Origin of the sequence: Accumulibacter sp. (assembly GCF_031732815.1) — a bacterium.
Lineage (GTDB): Bacteria > Pseudomonadota > Gammaproteobacteria > Burkholderiales > Rhodocyclaceae > Accumulibacter.
This window is the reverse complement of sequence record NZ_JAVMKF010000297.1, coordinates 1-14417: the sequence shown is the minus strand read 5'-3', so window position 1 is coordinate 14417 and position 14417 is coordinate 1. Positions and strand designations below refer to the sequence as shown.

Genomic DNA, 14417 nt, shown 5'->3' with positions numbered 1-14417 from the left:
ATGCGAGACCCGCACAGCGTCCTGATCGTCTCGACCTTATATCCGATCGGCTTCTCATGCGTGAAGTAGAACTGGTGCAGCCACTTGGCAAGCGGTGGCAACTGCAGACGCTGAGCCCAGTCGATCCTGGTATAGGTATCACGGCCGAAGAGGACGACGATCTCAGGTTCCAGCCAAATGCGCCAGCACTGCGACGTACCCCGTTCCGCATCGGCATTCCATTCGAACTTGCGCACGAGCGATCCGCCGAATCCCTTCTCCGGATGGCCTGCTGAACCATCGGTCTTGACAAGTACGGTTGTAGAGGAAAGTCGGTTGATGCTGTCTCGAAGACGTTCGTACGAGCCTTTTGACGTTGTCCATTCAAGATCTTTGAGCAGGGCGTAGCCCGAGAACTCGACGACATCCCCCAACGGCTGCTGGCGCGCGAGATGGACGATCTGCAGGAACACATCGCCGTCGTCCTGGCGTAACTCTTCGCCGGTGTAGAAAATCTCGGCCCCGCGAAGGGTCGCGATCTTGCGGCGCTTGAAATTCTCGCGCTCGACACTCCGATTGGCCGACGTAAAGAGCGCGGAGCGGGCAAACGAATTCGGCAGCCCGCGAACGCGCTCCTCCCAAAGCGGAAGCTGGACCACCTCCTGGAAAACGGAAGACACATCCCGGCCGGCGTTCTTTACCCTGGCGCTTTCCCTCAGCCTCTCGGCGACCTTGATCACTTCGGGTACGGGCGACATGCCATCTTCCACGGTTTCATCAACCACGGGAGAGGCCCTGGATTTTGCGGAGCGCCATACCGTCCTCCTCATCGAAAAACTTTTCGAAGTTTAACTGTCTTGCAAGCGCCAAACGTCGTCTTATGAGTGGCAAACGTCGGCGTATGAGTGAACACACCGCAACGCCCTCCCCTGCTCTCACTCGTTAGCGGTGTCTCCCTGCCAAACGACGTTCCAACGGTGATACCGCCGCCCTGCTCCACCGGCCGCCATGTCCCGCCCGCACAAGCGGAGACCACAGCCAAAACCCTTCCAACCCACTATCTCGCGCTTACACCAGGACGGAAGAGCCTAGGCTACGTCGTCCGATGAGTGAACCGAAGCTCGTCTTTTGAGTGTCAAAGCTCAACCTATGGGTGAACAAACGTCGTCGCAACGGTGAACAAACGTCGTCGCAACAGTGAACAAACCTCGTCCGAACGGTGAACGCCAACCCCGCTGAAACCCATGCCAGTACTGCGATAGAGCGTCTTTTCCACAGCCAGCTAATCTTCTTTAATCGTCTTTAATACAGCACCAACTGTCACCCAAAACACGACGTTTCCCCGTTCAACGCCTGCCAACCAAGCCTCGGTCGCCGAACGACAGGCAACCAGTGCTTCAGTCTTCGAAGACCACGCCATCAGTTCCAAAAAGCACACAACACAAACCTTCATCCTTACAGTGAACCTCAGCAGCAAGCAACACGTTCAAAAAAGCGTCTTCAGAGGAATCCTTCGAAACCCTACCGCCTTAGGCCGATCACGCGCGATAGACGAACGAAGCGTTTTTCAAAACCACCACAACCCAAAGCGCTATCACCGATAAGACGAGCTTTCCCACGCAAAGCAACCGCAACGGCAAGACCAATCCTCGTCAGGAAACTTCCTCAAGCGTCACCAATCGAGAATCGCTTTTTCAGCTCGTTGATCAGTGCAACGCGATCAGCAACGGACGACACCACGACGTCCAGCGACACCCGTCCAGAATCCCACTCTTTCAACGCCCCAATCTGTGTTCCGTCCGAAACGTGAATTTTGTATTGTCGAGAAATTTCTTTCCTCTTCCTGCTTTTCGGAGTTTCTATTCTCATCCTGGCTTCGATGATTTCCTTTCGTCCGATCTCGCCCTGTCCAACCTTTTCCGCAAAAACAAGGGCTGTTTTCGTCCCAGCAACTGCTTCAAGCAGAACCAATTCCGACAGACATGACATAGGGAATGTCTCCGGATTCTGTCCGACCAAATCGAGGACGGGCCCTGACAGCTTCAGAATCGAGAGCGTCCGGTTTACGTTTGCCAGGGATTTTCTGACAACACCGGCGAGGGCAGTTTCATTCGGATACACGTTCCGGTCCAGCATCTCTCGCCAGGCCATCGCATCATCGAGGGCCGACTGGCTATCACGCTCCGAGTTCTCCCGATAGCTGTATTCAAAGAGATCCCGATCGGAGAGGCCATCGTGCACCATCACATCCATCGTTGGCAGGCCGGCTTGCCGAATCGCGGCCAGGCGATAGTGACCGGCCACCAGCACGTATCTTCCACCATCCCGCATCGTAGCTATTCCAGGCTGCATCTGGCCATTGGCAACGATGCTTTCCGACAGCTCGCCTATTCGCTGCGGTCGATAGATCCTCCGGGCGTTGTACGGGTTGGCGTCGATCAGATCAACCGGGATACGTTCGAAACGCCCGCTTCTCTTGTCCCCTGCCACCGCGACTTCCGACGACACGACCACCGCGGGGTCCCGCGACGGCTGGTGGAACGCCGTGGGCCGCTGATCCAGAACAGCTTCCGCCCGGGAGAACCGGTCACCAGCCTCTGCAGCCTTGCGCGCCTGCCCAGCCATATCAATTTTCCTCATCGCTTACCCTTTCGTTTCCCTTCCACCGACTTCGATAAGCCGAGCAGGCCGAGGATCTCGTCAGAAAGCGCCGACATTTCCTTCGCCGCGGTCGACGAACTCGACAACTGTCCCACACACAAACCAAGCATCTGCGAATCCAGGTAGGCATTGAGAAGGCTGACGGTCGAACTGAGCAGGGCGACCTCCGGGTCACTTCGAAACTGTTCGAGCACTCCAGCTATCGTGTTTCCCCGCCGGACCATCGACGGTAAATGATGGACTCCGCGGATATCCGGGTTCTGCTCCATAGCCTTCCTGGCAAGCACACGGGCCTCTTTCGCCCACATGTCCGCTGCCGTTGGAACGAACGGGATCAGCGCCAAATCGGAAATCTGCAGAGCGGCCCATGGTGCCTCCGAAGCCACGGCTGGGGGCGTGTCAATGATGATGAGATCGTAGAGGGGGGCCAAGTCAGCCACTGGGCGAACCATTCCACGCCCAAGCGGAGCGAACGATTCCACCTTTGCCGGAAACCCCGTCGCCTTGAGCCTCAGTTGCGGATCGGGCTTAACGGTCGACCACACCAATGCCGTTCCCTGGGAATCCATGTCAACCACCAGCGTCGAATACCCCCGCATGGCGCACGTGCCAGCAAGCTGCATCGCAGTCATTGTCTTGCCGCAACCACCCTTCTGATTGAACACCGTAAGAATCTTTGCCATCCACAGCCTCCCGCATTTGCACGCGTGCAAGTTAAACCGACAACACCACGAGCCGAACGCCATCGCACCAAGACGTCCCCTCGTTACGCTCCTACACCATCATCCCAGCGATCTCTCCGTCGGGCTCAAGATCTACCGGGCGCGTTGGAATCTCCCAGAAATTGTCACCTCACAACAAACTGTAGTTTAACGTATCGTAGAAAGTTACGGACGCACTATTAGTAAAAAGCATAATACACTTAGGGTCTTCATCGAACTTTTCTAAACATCCGTGATCCCGCTACGTCAGTGATTGCTTGCACGCGTGCAAATGCCACCTCCCGGATTCCGTTTTTCGCTAAAGCCTACCGCTTCTTGCCCCCAGCCTACGGACCCCGAACAGCGTTGCGCGAGCGCGCCGCTCCTTAGCACCCATCCTCCTTTCACTCCGCAGATAACACAACCCAGCCGCTTCCAAAAGCAGCAGCACCCCAACCCCTTGTCCCAACACCGAATCTCCTAACCTTGGCGACCTTTGTCCACCGAAACTGGGGATAACACATCCCGCCCGCTGGTAAATGCAGAGGATCATCGAAACAGCTACTTCTGCCTACCCGGCGGCCTCACGAGTTTGCGCTGATCACTCAACGCAAACGCTCTCAGTCCTATTCCACGACGCGCTCGGCCTTCGCTACGCCCAATCTCTAGCCACTGACCAAACTCATGCCGCATGACATAACCTCCAAAACTATTCAAATATCTCTTACGCCAGGAACGGAAACCAAGCACATTTTGTCCCAAAACAATTCCAAATTTATCTAAACTATATCGAACAATCTCGCGCTAAGGTACGATCACATCGGAACCCGGTTTTACCGGCGAACCTTCCCAAAAACTCAAGGCGCCACCGGCCAACTAGCCTCTAGCGGTAGGACAGTCGCAGAGCTGGAAGGCGGATAGGCGGCAGCACAGCGGACTGAAGTGCTCGCGTTGGGCCAAGATAAGCTTTCGGACAAGATCGAAGCTGCAACGAAAATGAGGAGGAAAAGATGACGAACATCATTCAGTTTCCCAGGAGCGATTCTCCCGCTGACGACCTAGCTCCGCTGAAGCTCCAAGCCAGACCGATAGATGGCGCCGGAGGAGGGGGCATTCTCTCCAACCTCGTCAAAGTCGTTTGGGTTGCCACCGTGCTGGTGTGGCCAGTGATGAAGTGGGTCTTGTCTTTCGACGTGTTGTTCCAGTTCTTCCGCATGCTTTACCACTGGAGCACGCCAGGCGTGTACGCCATCTGGACGTTCTTCCTTCACTTCTCCGTGTTGGTTCTACTCACCTGTTTCGTGTCGCTATACAAGCCAAGAGGGATTTAGCCACCTCGACCTCTCGCGCACCAATAGCCCCGTGGCTAGGACTCTCCCAGCCGCCTCCAACGACCCCGTTTTGCGCAACGCAACCGGAAGAGGCCTTTAGCCGCTAAAGCGCTTGCTTGCTCATGACGTTTAGCTGAACTACTATTGCTACCTGGCGACTGTGGGCGCATCTTTGCGATATGGGCGCGGACTACGAAGTGGGCGCATACGTTCCATGAAGAAACGGCTAACCGAACCCCAATTCCAGGAAGCCATCAAACGACTGGATGTAGGAGCGCAAACTCTGGAGATCGCGCGTGGTGTCCTGATCCACGGTAAGCCGCAAAAGGAGTTTGCCACGGTGCTCGGCCTGTCCCGCGGCGCGATTTCGCAGGCGGTCAATCGGGTCTGGGCGGCACACGAAGAACTGAATCTCCCGGAGGGCTACGTGCGGGTCTCAGCAATCCTGCCGGAACACCGGGCATTCATCGTCAAGAAGTGGGCTGAGGACGCCACGAAAAAGCGGCAACACAAGAAATGAAAGAATGAAAACTCTGGTTGTCGCGAACCAGAAGGGCGGGGTTGGCAAGACTTCGATCCTCGTTCACCTCGCGTTTGACTTCCTGGAGCGAGGTCTGAAGGTGGTCGTCATCGACCTCGACACCCAGGCCAACGCCTCATACACGCTGCAGTCCTTCCGATCCGGCCTTGTCGCAAGCGAACTGTTTGGCGGCGTACCTTCCAACGCGTGGCCGCAGATCGCAACCGACTTCACCGATCCCAATACCCAGCGCATGACCCTGATCGGGTCCGACATCGGCCTCGCAAACCTGGAGAAGAAGATGTCCCTGGCCGATGCCGGGTCGAAGTTCCGGGAGGCCATCAAGACCCTAGAAGGGCAGGGCTTCGACGTCTGCCTGATTGACACCGCTCCTTCCCTTGGCGTTACGATGGCCGCCGCTCTGCTCGCGGCCGACTACGTTCTCTCGCCGATCGAACTTGAGGCCTACAGCATCCAGGGCATCAAACAGATGGTCACGACCATTGCCCATCTTCGCAAAGCCAATCCCAAGCTCAAGTTTCTTGGCATGGTGCCCAGCAAGGTCGATGCCCGCAACCCGCGCCACGCTCGGCACCTGGAAGAGCTCGAACGTGCCTACCCCCAACTGATGATCCCGACCGGGGTCGGCCTTCGCAGCAGCATTGCCGACGCGCTGGCGTCCCGCGTGCCGGTGTGGAAGATCAGGAAGACCGCCGCCCGCAAGGCCACGCAGGAAATCCGCGCACTGGCCGCCCATGTTTTCGAGAAGATGGAGATAACACAATGACCGCCGCCACGCATCCCGCCACCACCGCCAAGAAGAAGCCCGAGGCGGGGCCACCGGCGTCCGGTCTGGACCTGGAGAACATCGGCGATCTCTCCGACCTTCTCAACCAGCCAGAGACCGTCGCGCGAAGCTTCCGGCCGCTGGAACTGTCCCTGGAGCTGATTGACGAAGATCCGCATCAACCCCGAACGAAGGACAACCCAGGCTTCTTGCCGGAAAGCCTGGAAGAGCTGGCTCGAACCATCCGCTTACGTGGCGTCAAGACCCCCATTTCGGTGCGTGACAACCCGGATGCCGCCGGCCGCTACCTCATCAACCACGGCGCCCGCCGCGTCCGTGCATCCCGCCTCGCCCACAAGACAACCATCCCGGCCTTCGTCGACAACGACTACAACGAGGCCGACCAGGTCATCGAGAATCTGCAGCGCAACGAACTGACCCCGCGCGAGATCGCCGACTTCATCGGCCGCGAACTGGCGAAGGGAAAGAAGAAGGGTGACATTGCCAAGGAGCTAGGCAAATCCCCGGCTTTCGTATCGCAGCACGTTACCTTGCTGGACCTCCCCGATCCAATTGCAGAAGCCTTCAACTCCGGCCGCTGCCGTGACGTGACCGTGATCAACGAGCTCGTCACCGCACACAAGAAAGCGCGCAACGAAGTCGGTCTCTGGTTGGCCGATGATACCCAGGAGATCACGCGCGGATCGGTCAAGCTGCTGCGCGAGTACCTCGACGACAAGCGCCAGCACGAGGACGACGAGCGCAATTCCGACACGCTCGAAAGTACCGCAAGCGCCCGCCCAGCGGCAGGGGAGGGCGACCACGCTACTCACTCCAGGAGGGACCCGCAGGAAGCCGACCCGAACAGGTTGAGACGAGCCATCGTGCATGTGCAGCATGACGGCCGTCCGGCTCGCCTGATTCTTAATCGCCGGCCACCGGTCGAGGGCCACGCCTGGTTGAAGTACGAGGATGACGGTCACGAGCTTGCTGCCGATCTCGCTCAGGTACAGCTTGTGGCTCTTCTGGAAGGATAACGGGCCGGCCAGCATCGCCAGCGCCACCCCAGGAGCCCGCCTTGTGCGGGTTTTTTTCAGATGGCGCCGGCAGGTAGCCCTCGTGCCGTGATAACGATTGACACATAATAACCATACTACTATTCTTCTTCTTACCTTTTGCCGTAGGAACAGCGAACATGGAATTGAACAAGGACATCCGCGATCGCATTCTTACCGCAGCCGATGCGCTCTATGAGCAGACGGGTCGCACCTCTTTTCCGACGGTGGACTCCGTTCGCAAGCTGGCCAAAGTAAACATGAACGATGCCGCCGCCACCATGAAGGAATGGCGACGTGCGCAGACCGCTCAGGCGGCGCCGGTAGCCATCACCGTCCCGGAAGCCGTCCACCAACTCCATAGTCAGGCGCTGGCCGCCTTGTGGCAGTCCGCTCAGAACACCGCAAACGAGTCACTGCGCGCCGCGCAAGCTGGCTGGGAGGCCGAACGCGCCGAGGCCGAAACCATCAACAAGCAACTTGGCGACGCCTACGACGCCCAGGCAGCCGAGCTGGATGCCGCCAACCGCCGAATCGATGAGCTGACCGCCAAGTACCAGGCCGAGCAGCAGCGAAGCGCTGAACTCGCGCAACAGCTTGAGGAAGCGTGGAAAGCCACGCTGGTCGCCGAGAACCGAGCGGCTATTGCCGAGCAGCGTGCCGTCGAGATCGAACGCCGCGCCGACGACTTGCGGGCCGAACTTGACCTCGCGCATCAGGATGCTGTCCAGACACGAACGGAATTGGCTGACGTCCGACAGGCGCAGCAAGAGCAACGCAAGACCGTCGCCCAGGAGGCTCTCCGCGCCGCCGAACGCCTTACCGCGATGCAGGCCGAGCGTGACGAGGCCCGCAAGGAAGCTGCTAAGGCCCGCGAGGAAACCGCCCACTGGCGTGGTCAGGTCGACGCGTTGAAGGAGCAGCAGCGCGGCTTGCTGGAAGCGATCAAGACCGGCAAGAAGCCGGGCGGGGCAGGGGAGTGATGTCCGAAAAAGACTGATCAACCGAAAGGCCTTGCTATAAACTTCGCTGCCTTTCTACCCCACGCGACAACGCAATGGACTTCCTTGAATACGCTGCTGTGATATCGGAACTGGATATGACGGTACTCTTGGACGGGAGCAACGCATGAAACAACGCCTCCTTGTGATGAACGGCCAGAAGATCGTTCAACACGAGCAGGAAGGCCGCTGGCAGAACGACAAGGTGGAGAAAGCCGGACCCGTGAAGCCCGGCATCTACAACCTGTATCTAGCCAGCCAGGCCGACAAGACCAAGATCCATGATGGCGTGATCCTGCACGTCGACAGAGACAGTGTTTTTCAGCAGGTGGGCAAGAATGTCGTCAAGCATGATCGGGTGGATTTCGTTAAAGCCCCGGCAATCGGTAGTCATTTCAGTATTACCTATGACCAAGGCAAAGCGATTGCTTCGGCCGCGTCGCATGCGTTGAGCCGTGGCGTCTCCCGATGAGCTGACTCTAGCCGCTAAACGTCGGATGCCAAATCAGCAGCACGCCGCGCTCGCGCTTGTTGCGACCGGGGTAGTCAAAACGTGCGAGGACGCGACTGATGTGCCCATACCGCTCGCCGTTGTCGTCTGCCGCCGAGAACTCTATTGAGCCGCTGGCGCTGAGAAACTGCTCGATCTGCTCGATCGTGGTCAGCCGTGCTTCGTTCATGTTGATCACCATCCTTGCGATGATCAACCCACACCTCATTTCACCCGCAATTTCTTTCGCTCAGGCTCATTCCTGGGTGGAAAGACGCCCCTCGTTCAGGCTCATACCACGTTGGACAAGGCTAGCAATTGCCGTGGTAATGCTGTAGGAGTAGCATTGTGACGAGGTTCCTCAAGGTAGCCTGGCCCGCCTCGCCAGAAGATAATTAGTTGGATCGGCCCGCGACGCGCCCCCCTTTCGATCCGCGCATGACCCGCAAACCAAGCTCCTTCAGATGATCGAACCCAGCCTCCTACCGCCCGGAAGCCCCTCGCGCTGGTGGCGCGCGCCAATGGCCGCGCTAGCGTGCGTACTGTTGGCCAGCTGTGGCCTGCTCGCGCGGCAGGATCACCACGTCACAGATCAGGTGGCCGCCGCGGAGTTCTACTGGCCCTATGCAGCACTCGCTGCCGAGGTCTACCAGACGCGCGGCGAGACCGACGTGAACACGGCGGTTGCACTCGCCTCGCCGTGGCTGCGCGAACAGGTCCTCAAGCATGGCAATGACACCCAGAAGACGCGTTATCGCAACATGCGCTTCCCCGAAGCGGCCAGCCTGTTCCGTGAGGGGCTAGAGTCGCGCTGCCTGGACGAACGTAAGCAGCTAGGCGTGGACGCGCAGGACCCGAACCAGCCACAGAGTTGCATGGACCAAGACGATGCCAGGCGCGCAACGGAAGAGGCCACCGCCACCGCCCTGGCCGAACCCAATCGTTCCACCGACAACGAACCCGCCGGACAGGAGGACTGCAAATACAGCCCTGACCACGAGCCGCGGGTGCCCGTGAAGAAGGTGGCCGATGAGCAGGGCTGGTCGCGCGTGCACGAGCTGCATAAGCAGACCGCCGCGCGCGGCTGGCGGCTCTTCGTTCCCGAGCTGGCCATCGACGTGTGGCGGCGCGAACGCTCGTCACAGGACAAGCCGCTCGAGATGGAATACGCCATCGTCTATCGCGGCACCGTCGGCGGCGGCGGCTGGGTCTCCAACCTGCGCGGGCTGACCGCGATGATACCCTTTGTCTGGGACCAGTACCGCCAGGCCGCCATCGCGACCGATGCGATCATCGACCAAGTCCTGCGTCTGCACGCACTCGCCGATTCGCTGCTCGGCCGCGACAAGCCAACCGCGCTGCGATTCACAGCGGTCGGCCATTCGCTCGGCGGCGGGCTCGCGCAGTACATCTACCTGCGCACGCCGCGTATCACGCGTGTGGTTGCGTTCGACCCGTCACCGATCAACGGAGCCTCACTGATTCCGTTCGAGGGTCGTGCCAAGGTTACGGAAGGCGGCCGCCGCTTCGTCGACTTCGACCCGCGAGATAAAATGGCCGCGATGCACCTGCTGTACGAGAAGGGAGAAATCATCTCGTTGGTGGCGCCCTGCCACTCAGGCCCGCTGTGGGGCGACGAGGGTGGGCCCTGGATACTTTGCGAGAGCGTGAACTATGCGCACGGCAACACCTTTCACCAGCACAACATGGCGCAGTTGGCCTGCCGCCTCTACGTGACGCAGCGCGACAAAGCAAAGCCTGCCGGAGTCCAACCGTGATCCGCATGTCCCGCAGCCCGCTAGCCGCCGTCCTGCTCTCACTGGCCGGCTGTGTCAGTACGCCCGACCCGGCATTCCACGAGCTGGCGCGGTTCGAGCGCCAGCCGCCGGAGCTGCGGACGAAACTGCTGCTGCCCTTCGACGCCTACGTCATCGGCATCGAGAAGGACAACCGCAGTCGCGTCGGCGAGATTGCGGAATGCACGCCCGGCACCGACGGCGGTGCATGCCTGGGCATTGACGCGCCGTACTTCGCCGCCAGACCCACTTTGCGCGAGTCTTTGCGCGCGAAGTACTACCAGCAGCACCGGCCAACATTCGTCTCGCACATCGCGCGCTTCGACGGCGGCAATGCCCCGTGTTTCCTCGTCAACCGACACGACGACGCCCTCCCTTGCCTGCCCGGTGCCGCGTTGCTGGATGGCGATACCGCTGTTGCCCAGAGTTTTGCGGCGCTTCGACGCCTGGGTGACGACCTCGACGGCCGGCTCGCGCAGCGGCGTGCCAGTCATGTCGTTGTCTACACGATGGGCTGGAACACCCAGCAGATCGAAGCGCTGGACAACTTCCGCCGTTTGGCGGGCCAGCTGACCTCCGCCGCGCGAGAGGCCGGCGACAAGGACTTCCGACCTTTGGTGATCGGGCTGACCTGGCCGTCTACCGGATCTCCGCTGGTCCCCGGCAGCGACTACGGCGTCAAGGGCAAAGACGCCGACGAGGTGGGTGCGATCTGGGAGAACCTGCTAATCAATCGCGAACTTCGCCGTCTGAAGGCTCGCCACGGTTTCCGCCTGGTCGTCATCGGCCACAGCTTTGGTGCCCGTCTGAGTTCGCGCGCTGTGTTCAGCGCGCCGCTGGTCGGTGCGCCCGAGACTCCAGTGGTTGACCTGCTTGTCAGCCTGCAGGGCGCATACAGCTTCCAGCGTTTCCTGGCCGCGGAGGACGGTGATGCCCCAAATGGCGTCGAGGGCGCACCATACCGCGATCACGCGCGGCAGGCCGGCCTTGTGGCGCTGACCTCGTCGCGGTGGGACAGTGCAGTGACTCGCGCCGGCCACGCGCGCTACTTCGTCGGCTCGGCCGACGTTTACAAGCTCACCCGGGCCGATGGCTTTCGCGAGCAATTCGTCCATGCGGTCGTTGGTGCCGACGGACGGCTCCCCGCCGCACCAGCCTGCGACGCGCGTCGGGTGCTGATGATCGACGCCTCGGATGTGATCATCGGTAGCGAGCCCGGTACCAGCGGCGGCGCCCACAGCGTGATCTACACGGCGCAAATTGGACGGCTCTCGCACCAGCTGATTCGAAGTTGCGCGCCTTGACGCGCAACGCTGAGCGCAAGCTGTGCTCCGCCGATGTTCCATCAGGCTAATGCGGGCACGAGCGAGTATTCGTGATCAAGCCGCCTGATTTGAGACCCGCCTTAGAATGAGGGAGACGAGCATGAGCAATGACCTGAATTTCGACCCAAATCGTCCGCTGTTTGTCCCGAGCGGCGAGCGCTTTCCGATAGCCCAGTCTCAGGGTGCGCTGGCTATGGCGTTCGCGTCCGGCAGGCCGGTGCTGATCTATCTTCATGGCCGCGCGAAGGGCATCGGCGAACCGCGAAAGAGCGTGCAAACCAACATCTACCGGGGTTTGGGTTCCTATGGCGTGTCAGTGATAGGTTTCACTTGGGACGCCGATGACGGCGGCTACGACGAGACGCGGCCGCTCGAGTCCGCCGACAATTTTGATCGGTTTCTCGATGCATTGGCTGAGTTCCAGGACTCCGCCGCGGGCCGCGACGAAGCCAAGCCCTCGTTGATCGCACACAGCATGGGCAATCTGATCGTGGCCGAGCTTGCAAAGGAGGGGCGGCTCGATTCCGGCCGTGGCATGTTGTTCAGGAACATCGTGATGAATGCCGCCGCGGTGAAAGCCAAACGCCACCACATGTGGCTCGAGAAGATCGGAACCGCGCAGCGCAATTACGTCATGATCAACCAGCAGGACAAGGTGCTTCTGTTCGCCGGCTTCCTCTTTCGACCGAACATGCTCGGACGGGAACTGCGAGGGCCAGGTGCCGCAAGCGACCGCACCACCTACGTCGAATTGAGCCAGCTCGGTGTCAATCACCGGTACTTCGTGCCAGCCGCTCAAAATAACCAAGCAAGTCTGCGCTCCTTCTTCGCCCAGGCTCTGGTCGGCCATGACGTGAACTTCGATGGGATAGCGGAGCCTGAAGGAGTTGACGGTATCAAGGTCCGAAGATTGAAACCTGGTGGAATCCTTCACGAGGTGGCCGCGGATGCAGATCTCGGCAGCGTCCAGGACGAGGACCAGGATTGATAGGTTGTGCTCCGCAACAATTCGATCAGGCCAACGTAGGTCGAGTGGCGCGGTGGAATCGCACCCCCGCGCTGTGGGTGGCGAATTGATGTTCAAACGGAGATCGAGGTCTGGAACAGTCCACGACAATGCAATCGCCATGCGTAGTAATGAAACACAGCAGGAGCCGGACGCGAGCTGTTGTCCGGGTTTTGATTCAGCCGATCCTGCAACTCTTTGACGTCGTGTAACAGACGTTTCGACACCTCCAGCAATAGCTCCGCCTGCAGCTTCTTCAGCCACTCGTCGAGAGGTCGATCGACCCCTCGACGCCGTAGAGCGTGAGCCTGACCGCGCTGCCCTTCTCGAGGGGCTGCTTGAGCTCGACCCGGCAGCCGCTGCCGCTGACGTCCACGATCTGGCCGGGCACGACGCCGTCGCGGCCGGCGACCTCCACGTCCACCCGCAGGAGGAGAGGTCGCCGCAGCCGCCGGCGCTTCTCGGTGCGGTCGGTCGAGCGGAGCCAACCGGAGATCTTGTGGGCCACCGCCGCGACCGGCTTGACGAGGTAGGCGGCGGCGCCGCGGGTGATGGCGGGTGGAGAAGCTGTCGATGTCGGCGTCGTAGGCCAGGACGACGACCGGCACTCCGGTCAGGGGGGCGTGGGAGCCCAGGTCATTGAGGCCACAACTGTATGCGAGTACAGTTGTGGCCTCTCGGTTGCCCGACTCGTATCCCCATGTCTGCCGCCTGTGCCTCTGCTCGCACTGCCGGCTATCGCCGTCGCCGGCCCGAACGCACCGTGCTCTATCGCACCGTGCAGGCGCACCTCGCCACCTGGCTCGAACTCTCCTGCGACAGCCGCCATGGCGCTTCCGGTCCAGCCCCTATCGAACGTGAGTTCCGCCGCTATCTCGAATGCGGGATTCTCGCGCATGTCTTCGGTTTCGGTGTGAGCAATCACCACGACCTCGACTCCCGGCAACCCCACCGTGGAAAAACCGCGCTTCGCCGTCGGAGAAGCGCGTATCCGGGCGCGTCAGGGTATGCCCTGCGAAGACCCGCGACGCGTCAGCGAAATCAAGCCCATGCTTCTTCAGGTTGGCCTGCCGCTTGGGATGGTTCCAAGTGAAATTCGTACAGCAGTATAGACGATTATCACTATCTCAAAGGTCGCGACGCCCTTGCCGGTTTGCGGCGGGCCGGGCGCTCTTCAATGCATCGTCACCCACAGCGCAACCGCTGCCGCAAGGCACGTAATACACGACGCCACCACATTCAACGCCCCGATCCGTCGAGCATCACGCATCGCGCCGGCGACCCGCCCCAGCGCCGCGTGGACTTCGCCCCGCACCGAAGCCGCCGCTTCCCTCGCACCCTCCTGCATGACCTTCACCATCGCTCCCTTGCTCGCAGCCAGCGACGCATTCAGGATCCTCTCCGCCTTGTCCCTGGCATCATTGCCCCAGCGCAGCGCCAGGGCTTCCAGTTCTTCCTTGTACTGATCCAGCATGACTTGCTGGGCCCTGGCGCTGTCCTGCAGCAAGCGGGTGTTGATCGTTTGCAGGATTAGGATCGGGTCGTCGCGGCTGACGGCTATGCCGTGCTTCGCCGCGATTTCCCTGATCAGTTCTTCGATCGGGTCGGCCATCACAGCACCGCCGCGCTATCCAGTTGGCTGAACAGTTGCCCTTTGACGATCTTGAGCCGCTGCCGCGTCATGATCGTCAGGGAGTCCATCGCCAGGGCCTCGTCGAAGGTCAGGCGTTCCTGCAGCATGTCGCTCAGATCGCGGCCGTAGGTG

The 14417-nt window shown here is 60.4% G+C and carries 16 protein-coding genes and 1 pseudogene; 9 read left to right on the top strand and 8 right to left on the bottom strand.

Features of this window, described 5'->3' with window-relative positions; translation table 11 throughout:
• From trfA to RKP46_RS17325, 3 genes are all read right to left on the bottom strand, one after another.
• Positions 1-764: plasmid replication initiator TrfA (gene trfA, locus RKP46_RS17335; RefSeq protein ID WP_311107778.1), on the bottom strand; the 764-nt coding region annotated here is incomplete at its 3' end.
• An 880-nt stretch (positions 765-1644) separates the two neighbouring features.
• On the bottom strand, positions 1645-2619 hold the full coding sequence (locus RKP46_RS17330) for a ParB/RepB/Spo0J family partition protein (protein WP_311107777.1): 975 nt from the start codon (positions 2617-2619) through the stop codon (positions 1645-1647).
• Positions 2616-3323: a ParA family protein gene (locus RKP46_RS17325; RefSeq protein WP_311107776.1), complete on the bottom strand. Its 708-nt coding sequence runs from the start codon at positions 3321-3323 to the stop codon at positions 2616-2618. Before RKP46_RS17325 ends, RKP46_RS17330 begins: the two co-directional genes overlap by 4 nt.
• Before the next feature lie 1028 nt (positions 3324-4351).
• On the opposite strand from RKP46_RS17325, the gene kleE reads away from it, so the two are divergent.
• The 6 genes from kleE to RKP46_RS17295 all read left to right on the top strand — a co-directional run bounded on the left by kleE (position 4352) and on the right by RKP46_RS17295 (position 8507).
• Positions 4352-4672: a KleE stable inheritance protein gene (kleE, locus tag RKP46_RS17320; protein WP_311107775.1), complete on the top strand. Its 321-nt coding sequence runs from the start codon at positions 4352-4354 to the stop codon at positions 4670-4672.
• A gap of 214 nt (positions 4673-4886) precedes the next feature.
• Entirely contained in the window at positions 4887-5192 is a 306-nt protein-coding gene (locus RKP46_RS17315; protein ID WP_311107774.1) for a transcriptional regulator KorA, read from the top strand.
• Positions 5193-5196: 4 nt separating this feature from the next.
• Positions 5197-5979: a ParA family protein gene (locus RKP46_RS17310; protein WP_311107773.1), complete on the top strand. Its 783-nt coding sequence runs from the start codon at positions 5197-5199 to the stop codon at positions 5977-5979.
• On the top strand, positions 5976-7016 hold the full coding sequence (locus tag RKP46_RS17305) for a ParB/RepB/Spo0J family partition protein (protein WP_311107772.1): 1041 nt from the start codon (positions 5976-5978) through the stop codon (positions 7014-7016). The genes RKP46_RS17310 and RKP46_RS17305 overlap by 4 nt, the downstream gene beginning before the upstream one ends.
• 158 nt (positions 7017-7174) lie before the next feature.
• Complete coding sequence (locus RKP46_RS17300; RefSeq protein ID WP_291866467.1) at positions 7175-8017, top strand: DNA-binding protein; 843 nt, start codon at positions 7175-7177, stop codon at positions 8015-8017.
• A gap of 145 nt (positions 8018-8162) precedes the next feature.
• Complete coding sequence (locus RKP46_RS17295) at positions 8163-8507, top strand: KfrB domain-containing protein (protein ID WP_291866464.1); 345 nt, start codon at positions 8163-8165, stop codon at positions 8505-8507.
• Between the two features lie 7 nt (positions 8508-8514).
• Here the strand turns inward: RKP46_RS17295 and RKP46_RS17290 are convergent, their stop codons facing one another.
• Positions 8515-8742: a hypothetical protein gene (locus RKP46_RS17290; RefSeq protein WP_311107771.1), complete on the bottom strand. Its 228-nt coding sequence runs from the start codon at positions 8740-8742 to the stop codon at positions 8515-8517.
• A gap of 304 nt (positions 8743-9046) precedes the next feature.
• Between RKP46_RS17290 and RKP46_RS17285 the strand changes: the two genes are divergently transcribed.
• The 3 genes from RKP46_RS17285 to RKP46_RS17275 all read left to right on the top strand — a co-directional run bounded on the left by RKP46_RS17285 (position 9047) and on the right by RKP46_RS17275 (position 12634).
• Positions 9047-10303, top strand: coding sequence for a hypothetical protein (locus tag RKP46_RS17285; protein WP_311107770.1), 1257 nt, complete (start codon positions 9047-9049; stop codon positions 10301-10303).
• 5 nt (positions 10304-10308) lie between these two features.
• The gene (locus tag RKP46_RS17280; RefSeq protein ID WP_291866473.1) at positions 10309-11625 is read left to right on the top strand and encodes an alpha/beta hydrolase; all 1317 of its coding nucleotides are present in this window, start codon (positions 10309-10311) and stop codon (positions 11623-11625) included.
• 121 nt (positions 11626-11746) lie between these two features.
• On the top strand, positions 11747-12634 hold the full coding sequence (locus RKP46_RS17275; RefSeq protein WP_291866454.1) for an alpha/beta hydrolase: 888 nt from the start codon (positions 11747-11749) through the stop codon (positions 12632-12634).
• 274 nt (positions 12635-12908) lie between these two features.
• Here RKP46_RS17275 and RKP46_RS17270 read toward each other — a convergent pair whose 3' ends face one another.
• The 4 genes and pseudogenes from RKP46_RS17270 to RKP46_RS17255 all read right to left on the bottom strand — a co-directional run.
• The gene (locus tag RKP46_RS17270) at positions 12909-13160 is read right to left on the bottom strand and encodes a PilZ domain-containing protein (RefSeq protein ID WP_291866452.1); all 252 of its coding nucleotides are present in this window, start codon (positions 13158-13160) and stop codon (positions 12909-12911) included.
• A 340-nt stretch (positions 13161-13500) separates the two neighbouring features.
• Positions 13501-13713 carry a hypothetical protein gene (locus RKP46_RS17265; RefSeq protein WP_291866470.1) on the bottom strand — a complete coding sequence of 71 codons (213 nt, stop codon included), beginning with the start codon at positions 13711-13713 and terminating at the stop codon, positions 13501-13503.
• A 113-nt stretch (positions 13714-13826) separates the two neighbouring features.
• On the bottom strand, positions 13827-14264 hold the full coding sequence (locus tag RKP46_RS17260; protein WP_291866450.1) for a conjugal transfer protein TraM: 438 nt from the start codon (positions 14262-14264) through the stop codon (positions 13827-13829).
• Positions 14264-14417 (bottom strand): annotated as a pseudogene (locus RKP46_RS17255) (conjugal transfer protein TraL); the annotation flags it as partial. The pseudogene RKP46_RS17255 and the gene RKP46_RS17260, both read right to left, overlap by 1 nt.